The 17,166-nt window shown below is 64.5% G+C and carries 14 protein-coding genes; 8 read left to right on the plus strand and 6 right to left on the minus strand.

The genetic code is table 11. The features are described 5' to 3' along the window. Positions 1 to 54: 54 nt before the first annotated feature. Positions 55 to 1,953: an ABC transporter ATP-binding protein gene (locus LB577_RS05900; RefSeq protein ID WP_411969200.1), complete on the minus strand. Its 1,899-nt coding sequence runs from the start codon at positions 1,951 to 1,953 to the stop codon at positions 55 to 57. A gap of 283 nt (positions 1,954 to 2,236) precedes the next feature. Here LB577_RS05900 and LB577_RS05905 point away from each other — a divergent pair, with 283 nt between their 5' ends. Beyond that, positions 2,237 to 3,583, plus strand: coding sequence for an NAD(P)/FAD-dependent oxidoreductase (locus LB577_RS05905; protein WP_224685951.1), 1,347 nt, complete (start codon positions 2,237 to 2,239; stop codon positions 3,581 to 3,583). A 127-nt stretch (positions 3,584 to 3,710) separates the two neighbouring features. Then, on the plus strand, positions 3,711 to 5,150 hold the full coding sequence (locus LB577_RS05910; RefSeq protein ID WP_224685952.1) for an NAD(P)-dependent oxidoreductase: 1,440 nt from the start codon (positions 3,711 to 3,713) through the stop codon (positions 5,148 to 5,150). A gap of 51 nt (positions 5,151 to 5,201) precedes the next feature. On the opposite strand, the gene hutH is transcribed toward LB577_RS05910, so the two are convergent. From hutH to LB577_RS05935, 5 genes are all read right to left on the minus strand, one after another. Then, a complete protein-coding gene (hutH, locus tag LB577_RS05915; protein WP_224685953.1) occupies positions 5,202 to 6,698 on the minus strand; it encodes a histidine ammonia-lyase in 1,497 nt (498 codons plus the stop codon). 147 nt (positions 6,699 to 6,845) lie between these two features. Beyond that, positions 6,846 to 7,949: an alcohol dehydrogenase family protein gene (locus LB577_RS05920; protein ID WP_224685954.1), complete on the minus strand. Its 1,104-nt coding sequence runs from the start codon at positions 7,947 to 7,949 to the stop codon at positions 6,846 to 6,848. Between the two features lie 8 nt (positions 7,950 to 7,957). After that, positions 7,958 to 9,337 carry an aspartate aminotransferase family protein gene (locus LB577_RS05925; RefSeq protein ID WP_224685955.1) on the minus strand — a complete coding sequence of 460 codons (1,380 nt, stop codon included), beginning with the start codon at positions 9,335 to 9,337 and terminating at the stop codon, positions 7,958 to 7,960. A gap of 32 nt (positions 9,338 to 9,369) precedes the next feature. After that, positions 9,370 to 10,863, minus strand: coding sequence for an NAD-dependent succinate-semialdehyde dehydrogenase (locus tag LB577_RS05930; protein WP_224685956.1), 1,494 nt, complete (start codon positions 10,861 to 10,863; stop codon positions 9,370 to 9,372). Positions 10,864 to 10,992: 129 nt separating this feature from the next. Continuing rightward, positions 10,993 to 11,484, minus strand: a complete 492-nt coding sequence (locus LB577_RS05935; protein ID WP_224685957.1) for an Lrp/AsnC family transcriptional regulator — start codon at positions 11,482 to 11,484, stop codon at positions 10,993 to 10,995. Positions 11,485 to 11,567: 83 nt separating this feature from the next. Here LB577_RS05935 and LB577_RS05940 point away from each other — a divergent pair, with 83 nt between their 5' ends. The 6 genes from LB577_RS05940 to eutA all read left to right on the plus strand — a co-directional run bounded on the left by LB577_RS05940 (position 11,568) and on the right by eutA (position 17,163). Beyond that, positions 11,568 to 12,953, plus strand: coding sequence for a PLP-dependent aminotransferase family protein (locus LB577_RS05940; RefSeq protein ID WP_224685958.1), 1,386 nt, complete (start codon positions 11,568 to 11,570; stop codon positions 12,951 to 12,953). Between the two features lie 179 nt (positions 12,954 to 13,132). Continuing rightward, on the plus strand, positions 13,133 to 13,924 hold the full coding sequence (gene ehuA, locus LB577_RS05945) for an ectoine/hydroxyectoine ABC transporter ATP-binding protein EhuA (RefSeq protein ID WP_023764691.1): 792 nt from the start codon (positions 13,133 to 13,135) through the stop codon (positions 13,922 to 13,924). A gap of 101 nt (positions 13,925 to 14,025) precedes the next feature. Next, complete coding sequence (gene ehuB, locus LB577_RS05950; RefSeq protein ID WP_023777129.1) at positions 14,026 to 14,877, plus strand: ectoine/hydroxyectoine ABC transporter substrate-binding protein EhuB; 852 nt, start codon at positions 14,026 to 14,028, stop codon at positions 14,875 to 14,877. A gap of 166 nt (positions 14,878 to 15,043) precedes the next feature. Next, positions 15,044 to 15,703, plus strand: a complete 660-nt coding sequence (gene ehuC / locus LB577_RS05955; protein ID WP_140572843.1) for an ectoine/hydroxyectoine ABC transporter permease subunit EhuC — start codon at positions 15,044 to 15,046, stop codon at positions 15,701 to 15,703. A gap of 16 nt (positions 15,704 to 15,719) precedes the next feature. Further along, complete coding sequence (ehuD, locus tag LB577_RS05960) at positions 15,720 to 16,379, plus strand: ectoine/hydroxyectoine ABC transporter permease subunit EhuD (RefSeq protein ID WP_013896966.1); 660 nt, start codon at positions 15,720 to 15,722, stop codon at positions 16,377 to 16,379. Positions 16,380 to 16,383: 4 nt separating this feature from the next. Then, on the plus strand, positions 16,384 to 17,163 hold the full coding sequence (gene eutA / locus LB577_RS05965; protein ID WP_224685959.1) for an ectoine utilization protein EutA: 780 nt from the start codon (positions 16,384 to 16,386) through the stop codon (positions 17,161 to 17,163). Positions 17,164 to 17,166: the final 3 nt, after the last annotated feature.

Below are 17,166 nucleotides of genomic sequence, written 5' to 3' on the forward strand. Positions count from 1 at the left end.
TGCCCGATAGAATGCATACGATCACGACCGCTGCGCGAGGTGCAAAGGCAAAGCTCATGATTGTTGCCATTCGGTCCCGGCCACCGGCCGATCGTCGTCCGGCCGCAATTGCAGATCGTAAAGCGCGCGATAGCGTCCACCTTGCGCCAGCAGCTCCTCATGCGTGCCGCGCTCGACGATCCGGCCCCCTTCGACGAACAGGATCTGGTCGGCATGCATCAGCGAACTCAGCCGATGCGAGATGATCAGCGTCACCCGATCCCTGGCGAAGCGCTTCATCGCCGCCCGGATCCGCTGCTCGGTGCCGGCGTCGATGGCTGCGGTCGAATCGTCGAAGACCAGCACCGATGGCCGCAGCATCAGGCTGCGCGCGATGGTCAGGCGCTGCCGTTGGCCGCCGGAAAGCGATGCGCCGCGTTCGCCGACGACCGTGGTGTAGCCGGCGGGGAGCCCGATGATGTAGTTGTGCAACTGGGCATATTCGGCTGCCTGCCCGATGCGGGTCTCGCGCGCCCACGGATTGCCATAGGCGATGTTGTTTTCGATCGAGGTGGTGAACAGGAACGCGTCCTGCTGCACGACGCCGACCGCCTTGCGCAATGATTGCAGCGTGACCTTGCGGATGTCCTGCCCGTCGATGGTGATCGCGCCCGATGTGACGTCGTAGAAGCGCGGGATCAGATGCGCGATGGTCGACTTGCCGCTGCCCGGGGGGCCGACAATGCCGATGGTTTCGCCGGACCTGGCCTCGAACGAAATGCCCGACAGTGTCGGCCGGCCGCCTGAGCCCTCGTAACGGAAGCCGACATCATCGAAGCGCAGCACGCCCTCGGTGACGACAAGATCCGTTGCGCCGGGCGCGTCCTTGATATCGAGTTCGGTGTCGAGCAGTTCGAATAGCCGCGTGCCGCAGGTCGAGGCGCGCGCGAACGAGTTGACCATCAGGCCGAGCTGACGCACCGGCATCTGCAAAATGGTCATGAAGGTGAGGAACTGGGCCAGCGTGCCGACGCTGATCTGGCCTGCGATCACCTTCTGGCCGCCGAACCAGAGCACCAGGCCCATGGCGGCGAGGAAGGAAAAGTTCATGGCGCTGGTGTTGCTGACGCGGATGTCGACGCGCTTATTGGCGAGGTCCAGCGCATCCTGCTTGGCACGGTCGAATTTTTTGAGCTCGTGCCGCTGCGCCGCGAAGGCACGCACGACGCGGATGCCGCCGAGATTCTCGTCCATCACCCGGCTCAGCACCGACAGACGCTCCTGCAGCGTCAGCCAGGTGCTGCGCAGCGCCAGTTGCGTCACCGATGAGCGCCAGGCGACGAACGGCACGAAGCTCAAGCTGAGCAGCCCGAGCACGAGATCGGTGCTGATCAGGAGATAGGCGCCGACGCCGATCAGCACACCGAGCAGCACCACGCGCAGGATGCCGGTGGAAAAGAACATGCGCACGCCGTCGAGATCGAGCAGACCGAGCGTGATCAGATCGCCGGTATGGACCTTGTCGTGGAAGGAGAAGCTCAGGCGCTGGATCTTCTCGTAGAACGCCAGGCGCAATTCATAGCCGGTCCGGTGGCCGACGGCCTCGCCATAGTAGTTCTGCGCCATGGTGAAGAGACCGCGCAGGATGCTGACCACGAGCAGCGTCAGCGCCGTGTTCCACAGCGCCTGTTCCGCCGCCGCGCCGGCACCCGCGGCCATCACGCCCTGCGCCTGGTCGATGGCGCGTCCCAAGAGGCGTGGGATGAAGAGTTGCAGCGTCGCGGCGATGAAGGTCGAGACCAGGGTGATGGCGACTTGCCAGGGATGGCGCAGCGTCATACGCACGATGCGCAGCAAGGTGCTGAGGCCTTTGCCCCAGGAGGCTTCGGCCACATGGGCAAACGACTTGCCGCGCTTCGCCGCGCTGCTGGTTGCATCCGTAAGCAAGGAAAATATCCAGTCCAATCCGGACATTAGCCCGGACGAATAAAACAGACTCAGTTCTGATGGTGCGATGTTACGCGTGTCCGACTTGACCGTTCAAGGGGCCAATGGCGGCATCGCACTATGCCTGAAGCGGCGCCGCGATTGGGTCCCATCTGCATCAACAACTTTATTGCATTGGCACGCAGATTCTCCAGCCCGGCCCAGCCATGACGGACTATCAGTTCGGTCAGGTATCGCCGACATTCCACGCAAGCGGCCAAGGCGGCCAAGGGCCAGTTACCGCCGTGGAATACCAGGAGGATCGTATTCTTTGACACGTTTTCCTTTCACCGAAGCCATGCCGATCCAGTTTCAGGCGCCGTTGCCGAAGGTCGCGGAGGTTGTGATCATTGGCGGCGGCATCATCGGCGTGACCACGGCTTTGTTCCTGGCACGACGGAACATTTCGGTGACATTGCTGGAAAAGGGGCGCATTGCCGGCGAGCAATCGTCGCGGAACTGGGGCTGGATCCGGCAGCAGGGTCGCGATGCCGATGAACTGCCGATCGTGATCGAAGCGCAACGGCTCTGGCGTCAACTGGCCGAAGACTGCGGCGAAGACATCGGGTTGAAGCAGACGGGCGTTACCTATCTCGCGCGAACCGACAAGGAGATGGCCGGTTTCGCCAAGTTCCTGAAGATCGCCGAGATGCATGGCGTCGACACGCGCCTGCTTGACCGGGGCGAGACGGCCAAGCTGATCCCTTCCATGTCGCGTCCCTTCAAGGGCGCGATGACCACCCCATCGGACATGCGCGCCGAGCCTTGGGTCGCGGTGCCAGCCCTTGCTCGCCTGGCCGCCCGGCAGGGCGTCACCATCATCGAGAATTGTGCGGCGCGGATGCTCGATATTTCGGCGGGGCGCATCAGCGGTGTCTGGACCGAGCAGGGTCGTATCGCCACCTCGAACGCCGTCGTCGCGAGTGGTGCGTGGACGTCGCTCTTCCTGCGCGCACATGGCGTCTCGATCCCGCAGCTCAGCGTCAGGTCGACGGTCGCCGCGACCCAACCCATGCCTGAAATCCATTCGGGTGCCGTCGCCGATGAGCATATCGCATTCCGGCGCAGGCAGGATGGCGGCTACACGCTCGCATCGGGAGGCTCCAGTCAACTCTATGTCGGGCCTGACGCGTTTCGTCACGCGCGCAAATATGTTCCCGCCCTGATGGCCAATCCTCTTGGCATCCGCTACCTGCCGGCGGCGCCGCGAGGCTATCCGGACAGCTGGTCGACCCCGCGCAAATGGAACGCGGACGAGGAAAGCCCGTTCGAACGGATACGTATCCTCGATCCCGCCCCCAAAACCTCCGCGCTACGCGATATCGACCGCGAATTCACTGCACTTTTCCCGCAGTTCAAGACAGTGCCGCTCAAGGCGAGCTGGGCGGGCATGATCGATGCGATGCCGGATGTCGTGCCCATCGTTGATCGCGCCGCCGAAATTCCGGGTCTCGTTATCGCCACAGGGATGAGCGGCCACGGCTTCGGCATCGGACCCGGAATGGGCCGCGTCGTGTCAGACCTCGTCCAGGGAAACGAGCCGGGACACAGTCTTCACAGGTTCCGCCAATCCCGGTTCAGCGACGGCAGCGCGATCGAATTGGGACCCAGCCTCTAGATCGTGTCGCAGCTAGCCGCGGGTTTGCCGCCAGCGATCGATCTGAGGCCCTTCCGGGCGGATAGGTTCTGATTGAGAGCGTGCCGCTGTAACGGCAGGCCTTTCCGTTCTTGCATGGGGAAACGACGTGACAGCGAACGCGAATACACAGGCCACGAACCCAATCGATCCGCAACGCGCCTACGCCATGCTGATCTGCGATCTGGTCGGCCTGCGCTTCGGTCCTGACGGTAAGCCGGACGCGGGCGAAGTGCGCGCCCATATCGAAGCCAAGGGCGGCCGCTTCCACGCAGGCGCGCTTGGCGACAAAGCGGGTCTTGAGCATGGCCGCGTGCATTTCTTCTACCAGCCGGACCTCAGCACGCGCGAAGAGCTGATCGAGGCCGCCGGCGACGGGCGCTATGACGCCGTCATCGCCGCCGCGACTTTCCTTCCCGCGGAAACCGTTTTTCCGCTGGCCGGCGTGCGGATCGGTGCCGGCACCGGCAATATGGGCTCGCGCTCCTGGGGTGGCGGCAGCGGCGAGGGCGGCGCGGCAGTGCTGATGAACACGCCCGGCATCAACAGCCGTGCCACGGCGCAGATGGTGATGAAGGCGATCTTGAAAGTGCTGCCGGACCTCCCGGTCGACACGCTTCACGAGCGGGTGGCGCGCGGTGCCTTCGACACCGGCAGGGAGCTGTGCGATTTTCCGACCGAAAAGCTCGAAGGCAAGACGATCGCGATCATCGGTTACGGCAATATCGGTCGCGAGGTCGCCAAGCTCGCCCGCGCCTTCGGCATGCGCGTGGTGATCCACGCGAGGCCGAGACACCGGGACTGGGTGGAGGCCGAGGGTTTTGTCTTCGCGCCAGACCTCTGCGATGCGGCTGAAGGCGCCGATGTGCTCAGCGTTCATGTCGGTTTGGGCAAACAGGATGCGCACACCGGCCGTTACGCCAATGCCGGGCTCATCGGTGCTGATGTCTTGCGCCGCATGAACAGTGGCGCGGTGCTGGTCAATTATGATCGTGGCGAGCTTGTCGACGTTCAGGCTCTCGATGACGCCTTGTCGTCCGGCCGGATCCGCCATGCCGCAATCGACGCCGACCTGTTCAGCGATGCTTCCACCGGCAGTCTCTCAGGCCCGATGCTGCCTTATCTCGATCTCGTCGGGAAGCATGCCGGCAAGCTTGAACTTCTGCCGCATGCAGCGGCTGATACGGACCATCCCTCGCGCGTCGCCGGCGCCAAGCAGGCCGTAGACCAGTTGTTCGACGTCATCTGCCGCAAATGGGTGACCAACGTGAAAGGCACGGTGCCGCCGGGCTATCTTTCCCTTGGGGCGACGACGCCTCCGGGCATCGGGCCGGTGACGGGGGATCACATCTTGAAACTGACCTCTGGCGAATGCTCCGAACTGGCGGATGTCTGTGACCGGCAAAGCCGCTTGTGGCAGGCCCTCTCGGACGTCGCACCTGCCGAGCGCGGCACGATCGTGGCCGAACAAGGCGAAGAGCTTGTCCGGCTGATCGACCGCTTCTGCCTGCTGGCCGAGAACTTGAATCTTCGCGGGCCGTACCAATAGTCTCGACCTGCCGCTGCCGCGTTCACAACCACGACGGGCTCGACCGCCGGCTCAGTACCGGGGACCAGCCACCATGCGCGCGACCCGGGTCATGTCGGCGCTCATCTCGCGGTCGTCATCGAGCGGGCTGACGAGCGCGCGCACCGCTGCAAAGGTCCGCTGCGGCCCTTCGCCCATGCTGTCGACGACGCCGCGCAACTCCACGCCCGTCGCCGCGAAGATCAGCTCCATCGCAACCAGATAGCGCATGCGCTCGACGATCTCGGTGGTCTTGGCCACCACCCGCGGCGCCATCGACGACTGGTCCTCGATGCCGTCAGATACGGCAAGCGGGCTGAGCGACATCGGATTGGCCAGATGGCGGATCTCGGCTTCCAGCGCGGCCAGCGGCTTCTGTAGTTCGGCATAGCCCTGGCGGCTGCCGCCCCTGGCCGACAGGAAGCGCGGCAGTTCGGCAGTTATCGGCGACATCAGCTTCATGCCGCGGTTGGCGATGCCGACCGCGCAATGCGCCAGCGCCTGGCCAAGCTGTTCCCAGGCCAGCGTCATCGCCGTGAGATCGAAATTGCCGTTCGAGATCACCCGCTCGCACTCGGCCAGGATCACCGGATTGTCGCCTGAGTGGGTCAGTTCGATCTCGGTCGCCAGCCGCGCCTGCTCGAATGCGTGGAGCAGGCCACCCCAGACCTGGGGCACGCAGCGATAGCTGAGCGGATCCTGGAGGCGCCGTGCCGCCTTGTTCTTCCACAGGCCGCTTCCCGCCAGTTCCTTGCGCAGCCGGGCACCGATCTCGCGCTGGCCGAAGGCCGGCCGCGCGGCCAGCGCATGCTCGTCGATCGCGGTGAGGGAAGAACGGAACGCCTCATAGTTGAGGGCGACCGCTGCCAGCGCCCAGTCGATGAGATGCCCGACATCCTCGAGGCACAGGCAGGCCGTCCCGGTCGACAGGCTGTTGGCGACGATGATGGCGTGGCCGTCCTTCTCGCGCAGGTCGAGCGGTTCGAGCCCGGCCAGCGCGAGTGCCTCGGCGGACGGCATGATCCTGCCCCGGAACTCCGCTTCGCCGTCGCCGCCCAGCGCCCTTGCCATATGGCCGAGATGGGCAAGGTCGGCCGCCCCGATCGATCCCCAGGTGGGGATCACCGGATGGACGCCGGCGTTAAGCGCCGCCACAAGGCCCATCACCACGCGCTCGGAGGTGCCAGTGCCGCCGGCCGCCATGCCTGAGATGCGCGCGGTCATCATCGCCCGCACCGCCTCGGTCGGCAGAGCAGGCCCGATGCCCATGCTGTGGCTGAGCGGCACGCTGTGCTGGAAGGCGATCAGGTCGGCCTGCGCGAGCGGTGTATCGACACAGGCGCCCAGGCCCGTGGTGACGCCGTACATCGGCTTGCCGAGCTGCGTCAGATGCTCGATGAGGGAGCGGCTCGCCCGGATCCGGCGCATCGCCTCCTCGCCCAGCATGAGCCGGGCGTTGCGGCGTGCGATCTCGGCGACATCCGCGACGCCGAGCGGCTTGGCGTCGAGCACTATCATTCGGGCTGTCATTCTCGCCTGTATCCTGTGACCGGAGGCCCGGACCAGCGGCGCGGCGGGCGTCACTGTTTGTGACGGCTTGCAGGCTGGACTGCAAGCCATTCCCGTTATGGCAGCGGTAGGAGGACGGCAGAAGCGAGGATGCCTGGATTTCGGGAGCTACGCCGATTGCTCCGCGACCGCGTCGGGCACCACCACCAGCTTGCCAACGAAATCCTTGGCGATGAAATCGGCCTGCGCGCGATGGAAATCGGACAGCCTATAGACGCCGCCGACCAGCGGCCGGATCTTTTTCGCCTCGATATATCCGACGATGCGGCGAAAATCGGCGCGCGTGCCCTGGCTCGAGCCGTGCAATTGCAGCTGCTTGAGGTACATGGTCCTGAGATCGAGCTGCACGACCGGACCGGCGATCGCGCCCGCGGTGGTATAGCGGCCCTCGGGCCTCAGGATGCGTAGCAGGTCGTTGAAGATCGCGCCGCCGACGAGGTCGGCGACCACGTCGATCGGCTTGCCGCCGGTCGCCTCGGCCACGGCTTGCGGCAGGTTGGCGACGCCACGGGTGATGACAGCCTCGGCGCCGATATCACGCACCGCCTGCTCCTTGCCTTTGCCGACGACGGCATAGGGGATGGCGCCGCGCGCCCGTGCCAGTTGCACGATGCCGGAGCCGACACCGCCCGAGGCGCCCGTGACCAGCACGCGCTCGCCGGCTTTCAGGCCGGCGCGTTCCAGCATCTGTTCGCCGGTAAGATAGGCGCAGCAGAAGGTGGCGAGTTCGACATCGCTCATCTCCGTATCGACGACATGCGCATTTTCGGCCGGCACGGCCTGATACTCGGCGTAACCGCCATCTCGACCATGGCCCATATAGTCGATGTCGGCCAGTGAATCGTCGTCGCGGTTGTAGATGGAGAAATCGACCATCACCCGTTCGCCGATGCGATCCGGCGAGACGCCTTCGCCGACGGCAGCGACGATGCCCACCGTGTCGGTGCCCTGGACACGCGGAAAGGTCAGCGTGTTGCCCTGGCGCCGCCAGGTCGACACGGCGGCGGCGTCCTCCTCCGTGCCATAGGCGCCTTGGCGCACCCAGACATCGGTGTTGTTCATCCCGCAGGCGCTGACTTTCACCAGCACTTCGCCGGGGGCGGGCGCGGGCACTTTCACATCGGTGCGGTAGACGAGCTTTTCCGGTCCGCCGTGCCCGGTGAGCAGCACGGCGGCCATGGTGGCGGGAAGGGTTCTGGTCATGGCATTCATGGGTCGATTCAGAGATTGGCAAAAACGCTGTTCACCGCATCGGCGGTCCTGGAGACGACGACGTCGGCTTCTTCGCGGGTCAGGCAGAGCGGCGGCGCGAAGCCGAGAATATCGCCCTGTGGCATCGCACGGCCGATGACGCCGCTGGCGGCAAGTGCCGTCGCCACCTGCGGACCGATCTTCTGCGAGGCGTCGAAGAACACCCGGTCGTCCCTGTCGGCGACGAACTCGACCGCCGCCAGCATGCCGTCGCCGCGCACGTCGCCGACATTCTTGTGGCCGCCGACGGCCTTGGCCAGTTCGGCACGGAAATAGGCGCCGGTCTCGCGGGCATTCGTCACCAGGTCCATCTCGTCGATCAGTTCGAGATTGGCGACGCCGGCGGCTACGCAGATCGGATGCGCCGAATAGGTCCAGCCATGGCCGAGCGAGCCGAGCTTGTCGGAACCCTGCACCAGCACCTGCCACATCTTGTCGGCGACGATGACGCCCGACAGCGGCGCATAGGCCGAGGTCAGGCCCTTGGCGATGGTGATCAGATCGGGCTTGATGCCGTAATGGTCGGAACCGAACATGGTGCCCAATCGGCCGAAGCCCGTCACCACTTCATCCGCGACCAGAAGCACGTCGTACTTTTTCAGCACGGCCTGGATCTTTTCCCAATAGCCGGCGGGGGGCGGCACGATGCCGCCGGTGCCGAGGATCGGCTCGCCGATGAAGGCGGCGACGGTCTCGGGGCCTTCGGCCAGGATCATCTCCTCGAGCTTGTCGGCGCAATGTTGCGAGAACTGCTCCTCGCTCATCGAGCGGTCGGCGCGGCGGAAGTAGTAGGGCGCTTCGGTGTGCAGGATCGGCGCGCGCGGCAGGTCGAAGGCGTTGTGGAAGAGATCAAGCCCGGTCAGCGATCCGGTCATCACGCCCGAGCCGTGATAACCACGCCAGCGCGAGATGATCTTCTTCTTCTCCGGCCGGCCAAGCACATTGTTGTAGTACCAGATCAGCTTGATGTTGGTTTCGTTGGCATCCGAACCGGAGAGGCCGAAATAGACCCTCGACATGCCCTTGGGCGCGCGGTCGATGATCATCTTGGACAGCGTGATCGAGGCCTCGGTGCCGTGCCCGACATAGGCGTGGTAATAGGCAAGATTCTTGGCCTGGGTGGCGATGGCATCGGCGATCTTCTGCCGGCCATAGCCGACATTGACGCAATAGAGGCCGGCGAAGGCATCGATGCTCTTCCTGCCATTGTTGTCCCAGACGGTGACCCCTTCGCCGCCGGCCATGATGCGCGTCGGCGATTCGCCCCGCGCGTGCGTGCCCATATGCGTCGAGGGATGGAAGAAGTGATCGCGATCCCAGGCGGCGAGTTCGTTGGACTGATCGAGCATTTTTTGACTCCTTAAGGGATGGCTGGACGCACTTAGGCGACGTCCAGGCAGAGATATTTCAGATCGGTGAAAGCTTCGAGCCCGTGGCGCGAGCCTTCGCGGCCGATGCCGGATTGCTTGACGCCGCCGAACGGGATCGGCGCGCCGGTAATCTTGACGCGGTTGACGGCAATCATGCCGTAGTCGAGCGCGCGGCCCATGCGCTGCTGGCGCGCGCCGTTCTCGGTCACCACATAGGCGACGAGGCCGTATTCGGTGGCATTGGCGCGGGCGATCACCTCGTCCTCGCTGTCGAAAGGTGTGACAGCGGCAACCGGGCCGAAGGTTTCCTCGCGCATGATCAGCGCCTCGTCGGGCACATCCGCCAGCAATGTCGGCTGGTAGAACAGCGGCCCGGCCTGATGCCGCTTGCCGCCGACAAGGCAGCGCGCGCCGTGGGCGATGGCATCGGCGACCTGCTCCTCGACCTTGGTGACGGCGCGCTCATGCATCAGCGGCCCGATGTCGGTTTCCTGAATAAGGCCGTTGCCAGTCCGCAATGTTTCGATGCGCCTGGCGAAGGCGGCGCAGAAGCGATCATGGATCGGGCGCTGGACATAGATGCGGTTCGCGGCCAGGCAATCCTGGCCCGAGGTGGCGAATTTGGCGTCGATGGCGATGCTCACCGCCTTGTCCAGATCGGCATCGGCAAAGACGATCAGCGGTGCGTGGCCGCCAAGCTCCATCACCAGCCGCTTCATCGTCGGCGCACTCTGTGCGGCGATCAGCCTGCCGATTTCGGTCGAACCGGTGAAGCTCATGGCGCGAACGCGTGGATCCTCGCACATGCGGCCGACAATCGTCGCGGCCTTGCCGGTGATGATGTTGAAGACGCCGGCAGGCAGGCCTGCGCGCTCGCCGAGTTCGGCCAGCGCCAGCGCCGACAGCGGCGTCTCCGAGGACGGATGCACAACGATTGTGCAGCCGGCGGCCAGTGCCGCCGCCGCCTTGCGGGTCAGCATGGCCGATGGAAAATTCCACGGCGTGACGACACCGACGACGCCAAGCGGTTCGCGCCGCACCATCATTTCCGCGTTCGGCAGATGGCTGGTGACGCTTTCCGCGTTGAGGCGTTTGGCTTCCTCGGCGTACCACTCGACGAAGGAGGCGGCATAGTCGATTTCACCAATCGACTCCCGCAGCGGCTTGCCCTGTTCCAGCGTCATCAGCAGGGCAAGATCGTCTTTCGCGGCGATGATCAGCTCGAACCATTTCCGCAGGATTTTCGAGCGCTCTTGCGGCAGCAGCGCCCGCCAGGCCGGAAAAGCGCGCGCCGCGGCATCGATCGCTTTTGTCGTCTGGCGCGCGTCAAGCGCGGCCACGAAAGCGACGGTGATGCCGGTGGCCGGATCGGTGACTTCGAAGCTTTCAGCGGCCTCGCTTGCCGTCCAGTGGCCGTCGACATAGGCGAGCTCGCGCAGCAGCCGGCGATCAGCAAGGCGGTCGAGCGCTTCATGGCGATGCGAGCGGGCAAAATGCGCGGACATGGTCGAAGCCTCCCGGTTCGGTCTGATGCGAGGAGATTATCGATCGCGGGCAGACAGAGAGGCTGTTTGGGCGCACGCTGATAGAGAGAGTCTCTCTATTGCGACGGTCGGGCAGACGATCTCTCCGCGCTACGGCGATGCCGGCAAAAGGTCGGCTATCGGAAGTGCGATCTCGTCCTTCACCGTCTTGGTGACGATGTAGGTGAAGTAGCGGTCGATGCCGATCTCGCGCTCCAGCAGGCCGTCGACCAGCCGCTGATAGGCGTCGATGTCACGCGCCATCACCTTCACAACATAGTCGACGCCGCCGCCCACCGACCAGCAGGCGACGATCTCGGGGATGTCGCGGATGACGCGTTCGAAGCGATCGAAATCGGCTTGGCGATGGCTGGCCAGCGTCACCTCCATCAGCACGGTCGCGACGGGCGCCACTGTGCGCATGGCGATCCGGGCATGGTAGCCCGAGACGATGCCCGCCTTCTCCAGCTTGCGCAGCCGCATCCAGCATGGCGTCGGCGACAGGCCGACCTGCTCGGCCAGCGCCAGCTTGGTGATGCGGCCGTCGCGCTGGATGGCGTCGAGGATTTTGAGATCGATCGCGTCGAGTTTCGCAGCAGTCATCACGGCCCACTTTTTCGTCGCCAGTACCATGACGGCGCATTATTTCGATTGTCAATTGCACTGATTTCGATCTCTAATAAGTCATGACATTGTGGCAACCCGATCCCGCGCTCATCCGGCGGCCGGCCTATCAGTCGCTGGCCGACCAGTTCGCGCGCGCCATTCATGACGGGCGCCTGGCCAATGGCTCCCGGCTGCCGACGCATCGCCGGCTGGCCGACGATCTCAAGCTCTCGGTGCAAACGGTCAGCCGCGCCTATGAGGAATTGATCCGGCGCGGCCTGATCTCGGGCGAGATCGGCCGCGGCAGTTTCGTCCAGACGCAGCGCCGCGAACCGGAGCCGCCCTATCTGCCCGAACGCCTCGGCGAGGTCATCGACCTCTCGATCCTGAAGCCGGTCTGCGAGCCGATGCATCTGGAGCGGCTGAAGCAGGCGCTGGGCTGGCTGGCCGAGAACCTGCCGTCGAGTTCGGCGCTGTCGTTCCGGCCCAACATGGTGTTTCCACGCCACCGTGCGGTGGCGGTCGAATGGCTGAAGCTATGCGGCCTTGATGTCTCGCCGCAGAACATCAGCCTGACCAATGGCGCCACCGCCGGCATGACCGTGGCGCTGATGAGCGTTGCGCCGCCGGGCTCGACGGTTGCCACCGAGGCGATCGGCCACCACACGCTGGTGCCGCTGGCGCGGTATCTCGGCTTCAACCTCGAAGGCCTGCCCATCGACGGCAATGGCCTGATTCCCGAAGCGCTGGACGAAGCCTGTCGGCTCTCCGACATCCGCGCGGTGTTCGTGCAGCCCTCGGTGATCAACCCGACGGCGACCCTGATGGACGCGCGGCGGCGCGAAGAGATCGCTGCGGTCGCCCGCAAGCACGACATCGCCATAATCGAGAACGATGTGCTGGGTCCGCTGGTCGAGGATCGGCCGCCGCCGGTCGCCGCTTTCGCCCCGGAACGCACGCTTTACGTCACCTCCTTCACCAAGATCACCGTGCCCGGCCTGCGCATCGGCTATCTCGCCGCGCCCGACCGCTATGTCGCCGCCGTTGCCAACCGGCATCTGGTGTCGAACTGGATGGCGACGCCGCTGGTGGCCGAGATCGCCACCAAATGGGTGACCGACGGCACGGCGATTGAACTCGTCCGCTGGCAGCGTGCGGCGTTGCGGCGGCGGCTGGATATCGCGGCGGAGGTGCTAGCCGGGGTCAAATATCGTGCCCGGCATGACGGGCTGCACATCTGGCTGGAACTGCCGGCCGATCGGGCCGAGGAAAGCTTTGTCGCCCAGGCGCGGCTGCGAGGCGTGGCGATTGCGCCGGGTACATCCTTCCGCATTTCGGATGCGCCGTGGCATCCGGCGGTGCGCATCTCACTGGGTTCGACCACGGAAGGGGAACTGCGCGCCGGCCTCGGCGTTGTCACAAAGCTGCTGCTTGGCGATCCGGAGCATCTGCTGCTTGCAATCTGAGCACTTCGCCTAAAGAGGCGAGCCGTTTTGGGACGATGACGTGCACAAAAATCAGCCGCGACTGACCGGAAAACATGCGCAATCGGAATAATTGTCATGATTTTATTTTCCTGATTGACATGATTTGGCGCGTTCCGCATCGTTAGGGGCACAGGCTTCTCCAACACGGGGAAATTCATTTGTCCGCATCCATACCCATCATCAAGGTCGATGCCATTTCGAAGAGCTTCGGCACCTTCAAGGTGCTGGACGGCCTGTCGATGCAGGTCATGCCGCGCGAGAAGCTGGCGCTGATCGGGCCTTCCGGCTCGGGCAAGACGACGATCCTGCGCATCCTGATGACCCTGGAACGCATCGACGGCGGCCACATCCAGATCGAGGGCGAACAACTCTACCACATGGAACGCAACGGTCAGCTGCTGCCCGCCGACGAACGGCATCTGACCCGGATGCGCCAGAAGATCGGCATGGTCTTCCAGCTCTTCAACCTGTTTCCGCACAAGAGCGTCATCGACAATGTGACGCTGGCGCCGATGCTGACCAAGGGCACGCCGCGCGCCGCCGCCGAGAAGCGGGCGATGGAACTGCTCGATATGGTCGGCATGGCCGACAAGGCCAAGGCCATGCCGGCGCAACTGTCCGGGGGCCAGAAGCAGCGTGTGGCGATCGCCCGCGCACTCGCTTTGCAGCCGAAGATCATGCTGTTCGACGAAGTGACGTCGGCGCTGGATCCGGAACTGGTCGAGGAGGTGCTCAACGTCCTGTGGCGGCTCTGCGCCGAGACCGACATGACGATGCTTCTGGTTACGCACGAAATGGGTTTCGCCCACGATTTCGCCGACCGGGTGCTGTTCTTCGATCGCGGCAGAATAGTCGAGGAGGGCAAGCCCGATGAGATTTTCCGCCATCCCAAACAGGAGCGCACGCAAGGCTTCCTGAAGAAGATCATCGCGGCCGGACATCGCGTCTGACCGTTATGCCCGGGACTGTGAAGCCGTCCCGAAATCAACCAGAAACCGGCGGCGCTGCTGCCGCAGCCAAACCAAGAAAACGAAACAAGGAGTTGGGAACAATGAAGAAACTTGGCATTCTGGCCGGCGTCGCCGGCCTTGCGCTGACCGCGGTGCTGGCGGCCTCGACCGCGGGTTCGGCCGACGACAGCAAGCTCGAGCAGCTCAAGTCGCAGGGCTTCGCCCGTGTCGCCATCGCCAATGAGCCGCCCTATACGGCCGTCGCCGCCGATGGCAAGGTTTCGGGTGCCGCGCCCGACGTGGCGCGCGAGATCTTCAAGCGTCTCGGCGTTGGCGACATCGTCGCCTCGATCTCGGAATATGGCGCCATGATCCCCGGCCTGCAGGCCGGCCGCTTCGATGTCGTCACCGCCGGTCTGTTCATGAAGCCGGAGCGCTGCGCCGCGGTCGCCTATTCCGAGCCGGTGCTGTGCGACGCCGAAGCGATGCTGGTGAAGAAAGGCAATCCGAAAGGCTTCAAGAGCTACGAAGACGTCGCCAAGGACACGTCCGCAACGATCGGCGCTCCCGGTGGCGGCACCGAAGAGAAGCTGGCGCTCAACGCTGGTGTGCCGCGCGAACGCGTCATTGTCGTCCCGGATGGCCAGAGCGGCCTGAAGATGGTGCAGGACGGCCGCATCGACGCTTATTCGCTGCCGGTTCTGTCGATCAACGACCTGATGAAGAAAGCCAACGATCCTAGCCTCGAAGTCATCGCGCCGGTGCAGGGCGCGCCGGTCTATTGCGACGGCGCGGCCTTCAAGAAGGGTGACGAGGCGCTGCGCGATGCCTTCGACGTCGAGCTCGCCAAGATGAAGAAGTCGGGCGAATTCGCCAAGATCATCGAGCCCTATGGCTTCTCGGCTGCGGCCGCGATGTCGACGACACGCGACAAGCTCTGCGCGGCGAAGTAGGGCGCACTTTTTCCTTCTCCCCGTTCACGGGGAGAAGGTGTCACGAAGTGACGGATGAGGGGCGGCGCCGTGCCTTCGTAAGTTCGCGCTGCCCCTCATCTGCCTGCCGGCATCTTCTCCCCGTGAAACGGGGAGAAGGATGCTAACCGCTAACGTTGGAACCCTAATGACCCAGTGGTCCGGCTATTTCGGCCTGATATTGCAGGGAGCGCTTGTCACCATCGAGCTGACGCTGATGGGATCGGTGCTTGCCCTGGTCATGGCCTTTCTTGCCGGCCTTGGGCGGCTGTCACGCTTCTTTGCGCTGCGCGCGCTGGCCACCGCCTATATCGAATTCTTCCGCGGCACATCGATCTTCGTGCAGTTGTTTTTCGCTTATTTCGTGCTGCCGCTGGTGGGCTTCGAACTGACCCCGCTGCAGGCGGGCGTGCTGGCGCTCGGCCTGAATGTCGGCGCCTATGCCGCCGAAGTGGTGCGCGGCGCCGTACAATCGATCGGCCGCGAACAGCATGAGGCCTGCATCGCGCTCAACCTCGGCCGCTGGCAAGGCTTGCGCCACGTCATCCTGCCTCAGGCGTTTCTGGTGATGCTGCCGACCTTTGGCAACAACGCCATCGAACTGCTCAAGGCAACATCGGTCGTCTCGCTGATCTCGCTTGCCGACCTGACCTTCCAGGCGCAGGTGGTGCGTGCCCAGACCGGCAACACGATGGTGCCCTTCACCACCATTCTGATCATCTATTTCATCCTGGCGCTGCTCATTTCGTGGGGCGTGCGCTCGCTGGAGCGCCGCATGGCGCGCGGCCTCGACGGAGTGCGCGTCTGATGGCCGGGGCTTTCTGATGGAATGGGATTGGGATTTTGTCCGGCAGATCCTGCCGACGCTGATCCAGGGGGTGAAGATCACCATCCTTGCGACGCTGCTCGGCTCCGTGCTGGCGGCGATCGTCGGGCTCGGCATCGCGCTGGCGCGCCGCTCGCCCAACAAGGCATTGTCCCGCACCGTCGGTTGGGCGGCCGAATTCATCCGCGGCACGCCGCTTCTCGTGCAACTCTACTTCATCTTCTACGTGCTGCCTGACATCGGCATCCTGCTGCCGCCGCTCGTCGCCGGTGTCATCGGGCTCGGGCTGCACTACGGCACCTACACGGCCGAGGTCTACCGCGCCGGCATCGACAATGTCCCGCGTGGCCAGTGGGAGGCCGCCAAGGCGTGCAATCTCAGCGGCAGGCAGACCTGGAGCCATATCATCATTCCGCAGGCCATCCCGCCGATGATCCCGGCACTGGCCAACTATTTCATCGCCATGTTCAAGGAAACGCCGCTCCTGTCGGCGATCACCGTGCTGGAACTGATGAACCAGGCGAAAAGCGTCGCCAACACCTACTATCGCTATATCGAGCCGATCACGCTGGTTGGTGCTTTCTTCCTCGCCATCAGTCTTTGCTCGGTTATCCTGCTGCGCTGGCTGGAACGCCGCTACGGCAAGATCGAGAGATAATTTGATGAAGCCCTTGCCCGAGATCAAGGTCGCGCCCAACCGGCCGGCGCTCGAAGACCGTCCGATGGCGCGCCGCGTCGGTCTCATCATCCTGGCCACGGATCACACCAGTGAGCCGGATTTTCGTCGCATGGTGGCGAGCGAGCGCATCGGCGTCTATGTCGCGCGCATTCCTTACGCCAATCCGACAACGCCGGAGAACCTGCGCAAGATGCAGCCGGCGCTGACGGCGGGCGCGGCATTGATCCTGCCCGACGAGCCGCTCGACGCCATATGCTATTCCTGCACCTCGGCCTCGGTGGTGATCGGCGATGCCGAGATCGAGGTGGCGATCCAGGTCGCCAAGCCCGGCGTTCCCATCGTCACGCCGCCGATGGCTGGCGTGCGCGGGCTGCACGCGTTCGGCGCGCGCCGGATCAGTATCCTCACGCCCTACACGGTCGAAACCTCCAGGCCGATGGCGGCTTATTTCGCCGCCCGTGGCTTCGAGATCGCCAGCTTCACCTGTCTCGGCTTCGAGGACGACCGCGAGATGGCCCGTATTCCCCCAGCAGAGCTTGTCGAACTCGCGCGCGAAGCGACGCACGCGCGGGCGGACGCACTGTTCGTCTCCTGCACGGCGCTACGCGGTGCGCTCGCGGTCACCGGCATGGAACAGGCGATCGGCCGCCCAGTGGTGACCAGCAACCAGGCGAGTGCCTGGAACTGCCTCCGCCTTTGCGGTGATGAGACAGCCCATCCCGAATTCGGCCGTCTGATGACGCTGCCCTTGCCCCGCGATTGACGA

The sequence above is a fragment of the Mesorhizobium sp. B283B1A genome (assembly GCF_020165735.1).
In the GTDB taxonomy this organism is placed as follows: Bacteria; Pseudomonadota; Alphaproteobacteria; order Rhizobiales; family Rhizobiaceae; genus Mesorhizobium; species Mesorhizobium opportunistum.